The following is a 14,907-nucleotide window of genomic DNA, read 5'->3' as shown; positions in this document are numbered from 1 at the left end:
TACTTACTTTTGGCGATTATTAAAAAGAATAGAAACACTACATGGAGTTTATTATAAAAATTGGACAGTTTTTGTTAAGTCTGTCATTATTAATTGTTTTACACGAATTAGGACATTTTATTCCTGCTAAATTATTTAAAACAAGAGTTGAAAAATTCTACTTATTTTTTGATGTAAAATACTCTTTATTTAAAAAGAAAATCGGAGAAACCGTTTATGGAATTGGTTGGTTGCCTTTAGGAGGTTACGTTAAGATTGCAGGAATGATTGATGAGAGTATGGATAAAGAGCAAATGGCTTTACCACCTCAACCATGGGAATTTAGATCTAAACCGGCTTGGCAACGATTAATTATAATGTTAGGTGGTGTTTTTGTAAACTTTGTTTTGGCATTAGTAATTTATATTATTGGATCTTTTGCTTATGGAGATACAGATATAGCTGCCTCTAGTATTAAAGGTGGTTTTTTAATTGAAAACCCATTATTAACAGATTTAGGCTTTAAAACAGGTGATCAAATTATAAAAGTAGACGATGTTGACATCATTAATAGATCTGACATTAGCAAAAATATAATTGGAGCAAACAGCGTGACTTATAAAAGAGAAGGCGTTACTAACACAATAGACCTTCCTGTAGACTTTTTAGGTCAATTGTCTTCAAGTAAGGATAGAAGCTTGTTTGGGATGCGTAAACCTTTTATTGTCAATAAAGTTTTAGATACCTCGTTAAATAAAAATGTGGATATTAAAACTGGAGACATAATGTATGCTTTAAATGGTCAGCCTGCAGAGTTTTATGACCAAATAGAGCCAATTTTAGAGGCTAATAAAGGTCAAACGATAAGTGCTATTTTTAGAAGAGGAAATATGACTGTTGGTAGACAGTTAATCGTTGACGATAAAGGTAAATTAGATATAATCACGTCTGCAAGTGCTAAAGAGTTACAGTCCTTAGGGTATTATGATATAGTAAGACAAGAATATGGGTTTTTTGAAAGTTTTGGAGTAGGAGCTACAAAATTTAAAAGTCAAATAGTATCTTACTTTGGACAATTAAAAGCTATTTTTAATCCAAGCACAGGTGCATATAAAGGTGTAGGAGGTTTTAAAGCTATTTACGATGTGTTTCCAAGTACATGGAGCTGGCCAGACTTTTGGGGTTTAACTGCATTTTTATCAATTATGTTAGGTGTGCTTAATTTACTTCCAATTCCGGCTTTAGATGGAGGACATGTTATGTTTTTATTATACGAAATGATTTCCGGACGTAAGCCAAGTGAAAAGTTTTTAGAGAAAGCACAGCTAGTTGGATTCTTCATTTTGATTGCTTTAGTGCTGTTTGCAAACGGTAATGATATCTTTAAAGCAATATTTAATTAAAAAAAATTAATTTTTGTTTTGCAGAAGTCAAAAAACGTTTTATATTTGCACTCGCAATAGCGAAAAACACTCCTCCTTAGCTCAGTTGGTTAGAGCATCTGACTGTTAATCAGAGGGTCCTTAGTTCGAGCCTAAGAGGAGGAGCAAGTTATAAATCCGATACAGAAATGTATCGGATTTTTTTGTTTACAGTGTTGATTTAGATTACTCTAGCACTATTGATTAAAGCTAGTTAATAGAAGTATTTAGAATGCTAAAGTAGAAGACATAAAAAAAGCCACTATAATTAGTGGCTTTTTTAACTATTTTTAAATGATAAACTATTCTGTAAATAAGATTTCACTTTTAGCAGAAATTCCATTTTCATTAAAAGCTTCTACTTGATAATAATAACTTTGGTCTGTTGTTAACGCTCTTAATTCGTAATTAGGCGAATCGTACATTAAAGCAGAAAGATTTAATTTATCTTTCGAGATTCCCCAATAAATAACATAACCAGTTGCATTGTCTACCTTGTCCCAAGTTAAATTGGTGTTTCTGCGATCCGCTTGTCTTTCTACCTTAAAATTAGCTGGTGTTTGCGGTACAGCTTCAAAACCATTTCCAAAAATTCTAAATTCAGAGATTGATAAATAATTATTGCTACAGTAGACATGATTATATCTAACATACCTTGCATTCATAGGTTTGTTTAGTTCAATGTAACCATGAGGCATGTCACGAGTGTTTTTAGAGTAGTCTGAGATGGTTTGCCATGATTTACCATCAATTGACCCTTCAATAACAAATTGCTGTCTTAAATCGTCTGGTCTTCCATATATGTCGCTATTAAAATCTTGAAAATTAATTTGAATGGCTTTAATGCTCATTTTCTTTTCTAAATCAACTTGTACGTAAATAGAATCGTCATTGACCTCAGATACCCAATAAGACCTAATTTCTTCATCATTAATTTTAGAAATATCAAATTCTCTAATCTGACCTAACATATAACCACTATCACTTTCATCCACAACATTTATCTCTTTTGTCACTAATCCAGAATTGGTGGTTACTGGTTTATTGTAAGACAATAGCATCCAGCCTGTAAAACGCTCTTTATGCTTGTCAACCTTTGTGTCGGGTAAAAAGTGTGGGTAATCACCATAAGCAGTATTAACATACATTTGACCATTGTCTTCAAAACCTGCAGGATACATACCTATTCTGCGTTCAAATTTATAGTTGACAGAAATTGCCATAGTTGCATAATGCCAATACTGACCATTGTTATCCTTTACTGTGCTTCCGTGTCCAGAACCTTTTAAAAAACCACCTGGTTTATAAGATATTGGATTATAAGGTGCATACTCAAAAGGACCAAACGGACTTTTACTAGTTCTTACACCATCTGCATAAACATTCCATTGTGTACCAGGTGCACCATATTCTAGATAATAGGTATCATTATGTTTTACCATCCAAGGACCTTCTAAATAAGGCTCGATGTCTGATTTGTGGTCTTGTCCAAAACGTTCCCAACCATATTTATCAGGATGCAAATTAAATAAATCTTGTTGCTCTCCTTTTGGGACGTAATAGTTATCAGCATCAAGTTCAACCACACGAATTGGATAAAGGTTAGAGGACTCCTCGTATAAATATACTTTACCATCGTCGTCCACAAACAAATCAGGATCTTGAATGCCTCCAGGCGGATTTAAAACCGCATATTTAGTTTTCCAATCGCCTAATTCTGGATTATCAGTTTCTATAATTGGACCTCTTCCAGAAGGATCGCCATAGACTATTATTTTACCGTCTTTTACAGCTGCTGCAGGAGCATTACTACCTTTAAAATACCAGTTTTGAGGTGTTATAAAAGTCCAATTACTCATATCGTCACTCATCCAATACCCATGAGAGCGTGTGACAAACATGTAATACTTGCCTTTAAAATTTACTAAAGCAGGATCTGCACCAGAACGGTAAGACACTTTATTTTCTGCTCTGTAATGTGACATGTATGAATAATCTATGTCTACTGGATTACAATAGGTTTTGTAATTTCTTTTATTACCATTATTTGCGTTTGATGACTGTGTTGTTTGATTGTCTTTTTCTGATATACATGAAAAAATTACTGTTGCTATTAGTAAAAGCGAAAGGCTTCTTATAATTATATTTGTTTTTTGCATAAATCTGTTGTCTTATATGTATTAATCTATCAATTCAAAGCTAATTGCAGCTCCTCCACCAGGAGCCAGCTTTAACTTTAAGTCAGATTTGCTAGTGACTTCTTTAGTTATTATTTGATAGCTTTTAGGGTTGTCTTTCCAATCTGCATCTTTACCGTCTAAATATAGCGTTGCTTTGTACTTTTTTCCGGTAGTTAAAAAGTCTAAAGAGATACTTGTTTTTCTAGCGTTATAATTGGTTATAGCGCCTAAAAACCAGTTGTCTGAATGTTTGTCTTTTCGGACTACTGTTAGATATTCGCCTGGTTCTGCTTCTAAGTAAATCGAGTTTTGCCAATCCAATGGTACATCGACTATAAACTGAAATGCGTCTAGGTGTTTTTGATAATTTTCAGGCAAGTCTGCTGCCATTTGTAAAGGTGAATACATAGTAACATATAAGGCTAGTTGCTTTGCTAAAGTGGTATGTACTTGTTCTGTTTTAGTGCTATCGTAAGCATTCATTTTAATTTCAAAAATACCAGGCGTGTAATCCATTGGACCACCCAATAAACGTGTAAAAGGTAAAATGGTTTCGTGATCTGGTGGATTACCATTGCTCCATGCATTAAATTCATTTCCTCTAGCAGCTTCTGCAGCAATGTAGTTTGGATACGTCCTGCTGTATCCTGTAGGTCTAACACTTTCGTGGGAATTAATCATAATTTTAAAATCTGCAGCACGTTGTGCGACAAAATTAAAGTGATTAACCATTGTTTGTCCATCATGAAACTCGCCACGCGGAATTATTTTTCCAACATATCCTGTTTTAACTGCAGGATAACCATACGTTTGCATTAACGAGAATGCACGATCTAAGTAGCGTTCGTAATTTGCAACAGATCCAGAGGTTTCGTTATGCATTATCATTTTGACGCCTTTAGACTTAGCGTATTTTGAAATTGCTTCAATATCAAAATCAGGATATGGTGTTGTAAAATCAAATACATCCTCTTTCCATTTGCCATACCAGTCTTCCCAACCAGTATTCCAACCCTCAACTAAAACACCATCAAAACCATGTTGTGCAGCAAAATCAATATATTTTTTAGTATTCTCTGTTGTAGCTCCATGTTTTCCGGACGGAATCATTTCACCAAAAGCAGTACCAGCATTTTGTGCATTTTGACTTCCAGCATAATCCCAAGTGGATAATCCTACGTGCATTTCCCACCAAATCCCAATATACTTCATAGGTTTAATCCAAGAGGTGTCTTCAATTTTGTTGGGCTCATTTAGATTTAATATCATTTTAGAACTAACAATATCTCTAGCATCATCACTAACCATTAGTGTTCGCCATGGTGATACAGAAGGTGTTCTTAAATAGGCTTTGTCTCCTAATGCATTTGGCACTAAGTTAGAAGTAAATTGAAAATTATTTACATCAACATCCAAGTGCATTATGGGATAATTAACAACAGCTGCTTCAAAAATATTAATATATAAGCCATCACTAGATTTAAGCATTAATGGTGATTGTACACGATATTGACTAGTAATAGATTTTAATCCAACACCATTGTTTAAGTCTATTTTTGAATTATCAATATCTGATATTTTAGTTTTATTATAAGCATATTCTTGACTGTCATAATCTCCAGGAATCCAAAATACGGTGTGGTCACCTGTTAGATTAAATTGTGTATTCTCGTTGGAAACAGTAAAATAATTTACAGTGTTGTCCAACGGAAACTCATATCTAAAAGCAACACCTTCATCATAAATTTTAAAAACAATATTTAGCTTATTATTGGTCTCTTTTTGGTTTAAATAAATTTTGGTTTGATTGTACGTATTTAAAATTGAGGATTGCTCTCCTAAAACCGGTTGCCAAGATTCAGAAAAAGAAAGGGTCTCTGTTTTAGTAACTTCAAAATCATTAGTTAAGTTATTAGCATCTTTAATGGATAGACCCATTATACTAGGTAAAACAACTGGATTATTTTTATAATTGACCTGATAAGTTGGCTGTCCTTTTTTATTGATATTAAAAGTTACTTTAATATTTTTTGAAGGCGAATACATGTCTTGTGCATTCAATCCTACAAAAATCAAACCTAATAATAGAGTAACTATTGTTTTTTTCATCGTTGAAATTATTTAGTTAATTTAAATGAAGTCTTTAAGGATGCATCCGAATTTGTACCAACAAAAATCTCAAAATCACCAGGTTCAGCCACGAAGTCTAAATCGTAATTATAAAACTTTAAGTCTTCTATAGAAATATCAAAACTTACTGTTTGAGTTTCACCTTTTTTAATAAATGCTTTTTTAAATCCTTTTAACTCCTTTACAGGTCTAGTTACAGAGCCTACAACATCTCTAATGTATAATTGTATGACTTCTTTTCCATCATAATTTCCAGTGTTTGTTACGTCTACAGTTATGTTGATTTTTCCATCCATTGTGATAGTGGAATTGTTCATTTTTAGGTTATTATATTCAAACGTGGTATAGCTTAAACCATAACCAAAAGGGTATAAAGGTTCGTTTCTGACGTCTATATAATTACTTTTAAATTTTTCAAATTTACCTTCTTTATTTCCTAAGGGTCTTCCTGTGTTTTTATGGTTATAAAAAATTGGAATTTGACCTACGTTTCTTGGGAATGTAGCTGTTAGTTTACCTGATGGATTAACATCTCCAAATAAAACATCTGCTATTGATAAACCAGCTTCACTACCAGGAAACCATACATTTAATATAGCAGGAACGGTTTCGTTTTCTTCGACTAAAACTAATGGTCTACCTGTAAAAAGAACTAAGACAACAGGTTTACCTGTTTTTAATAAGGCGTTTAGTAAATCTTTTTGAGCTTGCGGAATTTCTAAATTAGTACGACTACTGCTTTCTCCACTAAACTCGGCTGTTTCGCCTAATGTTGCAACAATAACATCTGCTTTTTTGGCTATTGCCAACGCTTCGTCCAATAATTGTTTGTCTGATCTTCCATCACGCGGAATATCTTTCCCAAACATGGTAGCTCTTTTTTCAAGTTCTAAATCGTAATCTACGTTACTTCCTTTAGCGTATAAAATATTAGCTTTATCGGCAACCACCGATTTTAAACCGTCTAAAACTGTTTTAGATTTTTCTTGATCTGTGGCAACGCTCCAAGTACCAGCCATATTTACGCTTGTATTGGCCAATGGTCCAATTAAAGCAATTGTACTAGATTTTTTTATAGGTAATGTTTGGTTTTCATTTTTTAAAAGTACCATGGATTCTGCGCCTACTGTACGCGCAAAATCTCTATTTTCTTGAGTAAAAATTTCTGTTTTAGCTCTATTTATATCACAATATTTATAAGGATCATCAAATAACCCTAGTTGGTACTTAGCTGTTAAAATACGTTTAACAGCAGTGTCAATATCGTTGATGGATACTTTACCTTCTTCTAAAGATTGTTTTAGTGTGTTTAAAAATCCTTCAGCAACCATATCCATATCAGAGCCAGCTTTTAGTGATTGTGCAGATACTTGTTGTAAGTCTCCAACACCATGATAAACCATTTCTTCTATTCCTGTATAATCTGTTACGACAAAGCCATCAAATCCCCAATCATCTCTTAACAAATCTGTTAATAACCACTTGTTTCCGGTAGCAGGAACACCATCCACTTCGTTAAATGATGCCATTACAGATCCAACACCTTCATCAATTGCTGCTTTATATGGAGGAAGATATTCGTTGTACATTCTAATACGACTCATGTCCACAGTATTATAATCTCTTCCTGCTTCTGAGGCTCCATAAAGCGCAAAATGTTTAACACAAGATAATAGTGTATTATTTGCAGTCAAATCGTTTTGCTGATAACCTCTTACCATCGCTCGTGCTACTTGACTTCCGTAATAGGTGTCCTCTCCACTACCTTCAGATACTCTTCCCCAACGTGCATCTCTTGAGATGTCTACCATAGGAGAAAAGGTCCAATTGATTCCATCTGCACTAGCTTCAGTAGCTGCAACTCTTGCTGTTTTCTCAATCATTTCCATATCCCAACTTGCGGATAATCCTAACGGAATTGGAAATGTTGTTTTGTAACCGTGTATAACGTCCATTCCAAAAATTAAAGGGATACCTAGTCTACTTTTCTCGACAGCTATTTTTTGAACTTCTCTAATTTTCTCTACAGTTTTTATATTGAAAAGACCTCCAACTTTACCTTCTTCAATATTTTTAGCAACATTTGAACTTTCAGAAGCTCCTGTAGTGATATCTCCAGATGAAGGTAGATTTAGTTGACCAAGTTTTTCTTCAATAGTCATTAAATTTAGGATAGAATCTACTTGTGCTTCAAAAGGGTTTTCTGAATTTTTTTTTGTTGAATTACTATTAGTATTGCAAGAAAAAAGGGTTGCAGTAACTAATACTATAGTTGCTGTTTTTAAGTTAAATAGTTTATTCATTTTTAAATTTTGTATTAGAGAATAGCCATGATAATAATTCTGTTTCAGCAAAAGTTGAGTCCCAACTATTGTGATTGTCTTTAGCGTATAATGTAAAGTTTGGTGTGCCACCTGCTTCTAAAATAGCGTTAACCATTGCTAAGGATAGTTGAGGTTTTACAACATCATCCTTTGCGCCATGATAAATGGACATTGGTACTTTTTTGGCAAATAATTTTGCGGTACTTGGATTACCACCACCACAAATAGCTATAGCTGCTGCAAAAAGGTCTGGTTTTCTGTAAAGAATTTCAAAGGTTCCCATGCCACCCATTGAAAGACCTCCAACATATATTTGGTCTTTATTTACATAAGGTTTTTGAGTCATATCTTCCATTAATTGCATAACTAAATTTAATGCATTAGTAGGAGGAAGGTCAGATGGAAACGTAATTGTTAAAGGATAGGTAGTCCTGTCTACCTCTGCATTAGCCCAATAGTCATTTTTTGGACATTGTGGAAAAATTACTATTGCAGGAAAAGAGTCTCTAGCTGTTTGACTTAAAAATAATTTACTGCCATGTGCTAGTTGTTTTTGGTTGTCGTTACCACGCTCTCCTGCACCATGAAGAAACAAAACAACTGGGTATTGTTTGTCCTTGGAAAAATCTTTTGGTAATAATAGCCTATAATTTAAGGTATCATTTTCTTTGATGTAGGATTGTTCTGTAAAAGTTTCGGTTTGTGCATTAACCAATGTAGTAATGCTTACAAAAAGGATTAGTAATACTATTTTTAATTTCATTTTAAATGATTTTAATAGTTAAAGCCTAGCGTGTTTAGACCATTTTGAACGTCCTGATTTTGCATAAAAAGATTCCAAATCAGACCTGTCCTGTAGTTTTCAATCATAATTATTTGCGGACCTTGATCTATCGCTAAATAAGCGTCTGCTACCCAATAATCATCTTTTGGGCTAAAGGCATCATAAAAACCTGCAGGTCCCAGTAAAATGTCACTTTTGCTATAAAAAAATTGCATTGCTGCTAAAGATTTTTCTGGTGTATATGGTATAGAGCTAATGGCAGCAGTTGGAGATATTACTCCAATATCGTTTCCTGGTTGATGTGCTAAATATCCAATGGTACCATCATCATTACGTGAGTAGCTGGCTGTTAAACCCCAACAATCTGTGCCATATTTAAAATAATTTAAAGGATTATCAACGCAATAAGCGTAGTTAATGTCTGTGTGGTTTTTGTTTAAAGTCCAATAGTTTGCATATTGGTCTGATAAATTTGTTGGGTTTAGTCCTAAATAGGAGTAGTGTGCCCAAAATAAAGGTCCAGTGCCTGATCCTGCATGATCTAAAATTATTGGGATATTATATTGTGTTTCGGCAGTTGTTATACTTCCATTAGATGCCCAACCTTCTGTGTATACAGAGTTTGGTATGCTGTGTTCTGGTGAGGCAGCGCCAAGTATGAATGCAATTAGTGTTTCGTTATAGCCTTTTAACTCTAGGTTTAACGCAAATTGGTTTGTAGGACTCCAATGCCAATATAGTTTATTTTGACCTTGTGTGTACCAATCCCATTCCACACCTTTCCAAAGGAGATCTGCTTGATTTGCTAAGGTTTGTTCTTGCGTTGATCCGTTTTTAAAATATTCTTTTACACAAATTAGTCCTTGTGCTAAAAATGCTGTTTCTACTAGGTCTCCACCATTATCCTCAGGACTAAAAGGGATGACTTGTCCTGAGGCTCCATCAATCCAATGTGGCCAAGCGCCATGAAAACGGTCTGCGGTTTCAAAAAAATCAAGTATGGTAGTTAGTCTTTGTATGGCTTGGTCTCTTGTAATATAGCCTCTTTCAATACCAATAATAATAGCCATTAAGCCAAAACCACTACCTCCTGTAGTTACTACATTTTGATTTAATGACGGGTTATTTGGATGATAACGCTCCTTGGCAGCTCCAGATGGTGAGTTTGCAAAATCCCAAAAATACTTGAAGGTTTTTTCTTGCACTAAATCCATTAGTTCTTGATCTGTTAAAGGCTCGATGACTGGATTGTTACTGTTTGGTATGTATGGTTCTTGGTAACCAGGACCTTCGTCTGATGCGCAAGAAAACAGTAGCACTATAGTAAGTAATATGAGGTTTATTTTTTTCATCTTTATATTGAGTTTTTGATACTGAAATCTAGTTTGGCGAGTCCATTTTGTAAATCCTTATTACCCATAAAAAGTTTCCAAAACAATCCTGTCCTGTAGTTTTCTATCATTACAGGTATTGGTCCTTGGTCAATTGCTAAATATCTTGGCAAATACCATTTGTGTTCTAAACTAAAAGCATCATAAGGACCATATTTGCCTATTAAAGTATCTTGTTTTGTATACATATATCTAAGCATTTGCATACTTTGTTTAGGCGTATAGGGAAATGAAGATAATGCAGCAGTTGGACTAATGACTCCTAAATCTGCTCCTGGTCTATGTCCTGAATATCCTTTCATGGAGTAACTAGATGTTAGTCCCCAAAGACTATCTCCATAGCCTTTATATTTTTTAGGGTTTTTAACAGCATATTGATAATGTATCTTAGCATGATTTGTTGTTAATTGCCAATAGTCTGCATATTTATCCTTGATTATTTTAGGGTTTAAACCAAGGTAGGAGTAGTGTGCCCAGAATAATGGTCCAATAGGTGAGTCATTATGTTCGTAATAATTTAGAACCAATGGAATATCGTACATGCTGTCTGATGTTACAATGTCTCCTTTTTTAGCCCAACCATTATGATAAACTGATTTTTTGATAGGATGTGTTGGCGAAGCAGCTGCTAGTACATACATAATCAAACATTCATTGTAGCCTCCCACGGGAAAATTCATTTCCCATTGATATTCTGGTGACCAATGCCAGTATAGTACATCTTCTCCATTTTTTGTATACCAATCCCATTCTACATCTTTCCACAATTTGTCTATTCTGCTGACTAACTGTTGTTCTTTTTGGTTTCCGTTTTTAAAATATTCAGAAACCGTTAGTAGTCCTTGAATTAAAAACGAAGTTTCTACTAAATCACCACCATTATCTTTTTTGCTAAATGGAATTACTTTTCCAGTTTCACCATTTAGCCAATGTGGCCAAGCACCATGAAATCGATCGGCTGTTTCTAAAAAAGTAACTGCTTTTATATATCTATCTAGTGCTTGTTCTCTTGTAATCCATTGTCTTTCTATCCCAACTAAAATAGCCATTAATCCAAACCCACTTCCTCCAGTTGTTACTGTGTTAATTGGAGTAGTTGGATAGATGTTGTCCATATGAACTCTTTCTCTGGCTAAGCCAGAATTTGGGTCTGAAGCTTCCCAAAAATAATCAAACGTTTGTTTTTGTATGGTGTCTAATAATTGGTTATCTGTTAATTGTAATTTGATTGGTTTAAAATCGGATATAGGTGTTTCTTTTTTACTTTTACAGCTTGTTAACACTATGAAAATTAAAAAGATAAGGGTAAAGTGTTTAGGGAGGATTTTCATTGAGTTTTGAGATTAATTGCCTCAGCTGTATTAAAACCATAATACAGCTAAAGCATAGGAGAACTAAATCAAAATAAAAAGGGTGCTATTAATAAATATTATAACATAGACTGGATTTCAGTCTGTGTAAGGGTTGTGTTATATATACGTAATTCGTCCATTAGACTACTATCAGATAGGTGTCCCCAATAATCAAAGGTTGGTCCACCAGCACCAATAACCATTTGTGTACAACCAGTCCAATCAATACTTGCTCCAAGAGTAGATGTTAGGGTTTCGGCTCCATTGATGTAAATTTTACTTTCAGTAGGAGATACTGTTAAGGCTATGTGTACCCATTCTCCAGCAGTAACATCTATTACGCCTCCATCATTCCAACTTTCGGCAGTACCTGTTCCGATATTAACTTTTATACGTTGTTCTGTCGCGTTACCTTCTCTAAATAATCTAAAGCCTTGGTTTCTGTCATCAGCATCATCGCCAACGGTTAAAATTCCGGATCTATCAGGTGTTGCATTTACCTTATACCAAAAGGTTGTGCTAAATTGGTCGCTACCAAAAAGATTATTTGTAGGGAATGTTAAGTATGAATCTGTTGTCGCTGTAAAAGCGTCGCTTCCAGAATAACTGTCAGATGTTGACTGTGGTGTTCCTACTTCTGAAGCAGTTTGTAAGGTGATTAAATCGGTATTACTGCCATCAAAAGGCATGTAAAATGTTTCGCCATTATAGATTGGTGTATATGGATTAGTCACATTAATCATGTTTTGGATTTCTGTTTGTGTCATTGCTATGTTGAATAACCTTAACTCGTCCATTGCGCTATTATCCGATAAATGATCCCAATAGCTAAATGTTGGACCTCCTGCACCTATGTTAATATCATTACATCCAGTCCAGTCTATAGGATTTGATAAGGCTATAGTGTTTACTGGTACTCCGTTAAAATAAATAACACTCTCTATTGCCGAAATTGTAAATGCAATATGGATCCACTCTCCAGCAGTAACATCTATTACGCCTCCATCATTCCAACTGTCCGAAGCTCCTGTACCAATATTTATTTTGATACGTTGTTCTGTTGCACTACCTTCTCTAAATAATCTAAATCCTTGGTTTCTATCTATTTCATCATCTCCAATAGTTAAAATTCCAGATCTATCAGGAGTAGCATTAACTTTATACCAAAAAGCTCCAGTAAATTGGTTGCCTAAATTGGTTTGATCTAAAGGAAATGTTAGATAAGAATCTGTTGTTGCTTTATAAGAGTTTGTACCTAAAAAGCTTTCTCCTGCAAATGAAGGATTACCTGTTTGCGCTGGATCTGTAATGGTTACCAGCTCAGTAAATGTTCCATCAAATGGCATGTAGAAAAATTCTCCATTAAATAAAGGCGAATAAGGAGGCTCTTTGCTAAAATTAACTAATGTACTAGTTATGTTTCCTGAGATATCTGTAGCGCTAACCTCTACAGTATGTTCACCACTTGTGATTCCGCTATGTGGTACACTTGCATTGAAATTGCGATAGTCTAAAAACGAATTAAAGGTTGCAATTTGATTACCATCTACTTTAACAGAGATGATTTGAATTTCGATATCATCCGAAACTTCAAACTGAATATCAATTGCGCTTTCAATTGCTATGTCTTGAATTGCTGTACCTTCTGTTGGAAAAATCACATTTACAGTGGGTGCTCCAGCATCTGGTCCAGGATTAACCTCTGTTAATGGGTCTATACCTTCGTAGCAAGATGACATTAAGACTAATACAACTAGTGATACTATATATTTACTAATATTTTTCATGATTAAAGGATTTTAATATTATTCTAATGGAAGTAAGTCAAGTTGTGCTTGTGGGTAAGGTAAAAGCTCGTCTTGAGCGGTAAATGTCCTACCTTCGTAGCTTAACTCATCATACTTATTAAGTCTAATCATATCAAAGTATCTGATTCCCCATTCCATACCCAATTCTGCAAATTTTTCATCCATTACATCATCTGTAGTTACTCCAGATAAGGGACTCATTCCTACACGATTTCTAACCATGTTGACTGCTTGGTCAGCTGTCATAATTGAGCCTGATGCACCATGAGTTAGAGCTTCTGCATACATTAATAATATTTCTGAATATCTTATAACGTTAAAGTTTTTACTAGACCCATAATCGTTTCTTCCAGGAGTTAACTGGTTAGATGGTAAGTAGTGTTTACCACTTGCAAACATTGCTCTAGTGTAGTCATTGAATACGTCTCCATCTGGAGTTGTGTTACTTATATAGCTAGGTAAAGTTGAGTAGCTAGGATCTAGCATAATCTCTGCAATACCACGTGGTGTAAAACATACGCTGGTCACAAGACGCGTTTCGTCATCCCTATCTATCATAAATTTAATATACTTTAAGCTTGGCTCATAAAAACCCCATCCACCAGAAGCTGTAGACACTGCAGGTGTCCAACTAGAAGGTCCAAAAGGTGCATAAAGATGGTTGTTTGTGTTACCTGTATCAGTGTTATAATCTGAAAATTGTAATTCAAATAAACTTTCGTTGCTTAGTTTTCCTGGTTTTTTAAATAATTCATAAAAATCAGGAAATAAAGTAAACTTATTAGAGCTAATAATTTCTGCAGTAATATCTGCAACAGCTTGATAGTTTTCAAGTTCTAAATTTGCTAAAGCTTTAATGGCTAAGGCTGTGTATTTAGTAACTCCACCAGGAACATCTGTTCTCTCGTTTGGTCTCATGTCAGATAAAAACGGTATGGCTTCATCCATAAGTTCTGATACGTAAAGCATAACGTCTTCTTTAGTATCTACACCATTATCTATGTCTGTAGACACGTTAGAGTTAGTTATAATAAAAATATCTCCCCAAAGACGTGACATTTGTAAGTGTTGAAAACCGCTTAATACTTTAGTTTCTGCGATATATTGATCAGCTAAACTTATATTGTCTCCAGTAGCAAACTCTTTATATTTAAGTATTGTTTCTCCAGAGTTTACGATATCTGTAATATCTCCATAAAAGTTTTCCCAAACTTGATTGTACATCCAATAACCATTATCATAATTGTAAAGGTCAGCGTTAGTAAATCCTCCTTGAGCATCTCCGACACCACCAGCGTTTACGTCATCACCTCTTACGCCTATTAATAATGGATCTTCCCAGCCTCTCGAATAGGTTTCAGAATAAGCACCAATTAATGGTAATATCATGTCTTCTGATGCAGTAAAATCTAAATCATCTGCAGACAATTGACCGTCATTTTCCTCTAACTTGTCACTACAAGATACTGTGGTGATAAATGCAACTAACAATAATGCTAGTGGCTTTAAAAGTTGTTTTAAATTTTTCATTTTTAGCA

General features: G+C 34.5%; 9 protein-coding genes and 1 tRNA gene. 2 read left to right on the top strand and 8 right to left on the bottom strand.

Annotated features, from left to right (window positions below; translation table 11 throughout):
- Positions 1-41: 41 nt before the first annotated feature.
- Together rseP and V6251_RS07495 are read left to right on the top strand one after the other, a co-directional pair.
- The gene (gene rseP / locus V6251_RS07500; protein WP_341587649.1) at positions 42-1,382 is read left to right on the top strand and encodes an RIP metalloprotease RseP; all 1,341 of its coding nucleotides are present in this window, start codon (positions 42-44) and stop codon (positions 1,380-1,382) included.
- Between the two features lie 70 nt (positions 1,383-1,452).
- Positions 1,453-1,526, top strand: a tRNA-Asn gene (locus V6251_RS07495).
- A 176-nt stretch (positions 1,527-1,702) separates the two neighbouring features.
- Here the strand turns inward: V6251_RS07495 and V6251_RS07490 are convergent.
- The 8 genes from V6251_RS07490 to V6251_RS07455 all read right to left on the bottom strand — a co-directional run bounded on the left by V6251_RS07490 (position 1,703) and on the right by V6251_RS07455 (position 14,899).
- The gene (locus V6251_RS07490) at positions 1,703-3,559 is read right to left on the bottom strand and encodes a family 43 glycosylhydrolase (RefSeq protein WP_341587648.1); all 1,857 of its coding nucleotides are present in this window, start codon (positions 3,557-3,559) and stop codon (positions 1,703-1,705) included.
- A 21-nt stretch (positions 3,560-3,580) separates the two neighbouring features.
- A complete protein-coding gene (locus tag V6251_RS07485) occupies positions 3,581-5,689 on the bottom strand; it encodes a glycoside hydrolase family 97 protein (protein WP_341587647.1) in 2,109 nt (702 codons plus the stop codon).
- A gap of 8 nt (positions 5,690-5,697) precedes the next feature.
- Positions 5,698-8,013 (bottom strand): beta-glucosidase BglX, encoded by a 2,316-nt coding sequence (bglX, locus tag V6251_RS07480; RefSeq protein ID WP_341587646.1) that lies wholly within the window; start codon positions 8,011-8,013, stop codon positions 5,698-5,700.
- Complete coding sequence (locus V6251_RS07475) at positions 8,006-8,797, bottom strand: carboxylesterase family protein (protein ID WP_341587645.1); 792 nt, start codon at positions 8,795-8,797, stop codon at positions 8,006-8,008. Before V6251_RS07475 ends, bglX begins: the two co-directional genes overlap by 8 nt.
- Positions 8,798-8,808: 11 nt before the next feature.
- On the bottom strand, positions 8,809-10,170 hold the full coding sequence (locus tag V6251_RS07470) for a glucoamylase family protein (protein WP_341587644.1): 1,362 nt from the start codon (positions 10,168-10,170) through the stop codon (positions 8,809-8,811).
- 2 nt (positions 10,171-10,172) lie between these two features.
- Positions 10,173-11,540 carry a glucoamylase family protein gene (locus V6251_RS07465; protein WP_341587643.1) on the bottom strand — a complete coding sequence of 456 codons (1,368 nt, stop codon included), beginning with the start codon at positions 11,538-11,540 and terminating at the stop codon, positions 10,173-10,175.
- Positions 11,541-11,638: 98 nt separating this feature from the next.
- A complete protein-coding gene (locus tag V6251_RS07460; protein ID WP_341587642.1) occupies positions 11,639-13,348 on the bottom strand; it encodes a LamG domain-containing protein in 1,710 nt (569 codons plus the stop codon).
- A gap of 18 nt (positions 13,349-13,366) precedes the next feature.
- Positions 13,367-14,899 carry a RagB/SusD family nutrient uptake outer membrane protein gene (locus V6251_RS07455; RefSeq protein WP_341587641.1) on the bottom strand — a complete coding sequence of 511 codons (1,533 nt, stop codon included), beginning with the start codon at positions 14,897-14,899 and terminating at the stop codon, positions 13,367-13,369.
- Positions 14,900-14,907 lie beyond the last annotated feature (8 nt).

It is taken from the genome of Olleya sp. Ti.3.14, from assembly GCF_038154885.1.
GTDB lineage: Bacteria > Bacteroidota > Bacteroidia > Flavobacteriales > Flavobacteriaceae > Olleya.
Note: the sequence above shows the minus strand (reverse complement) of the source record. Positions and strands in the feature narration are given on the sequence as shown.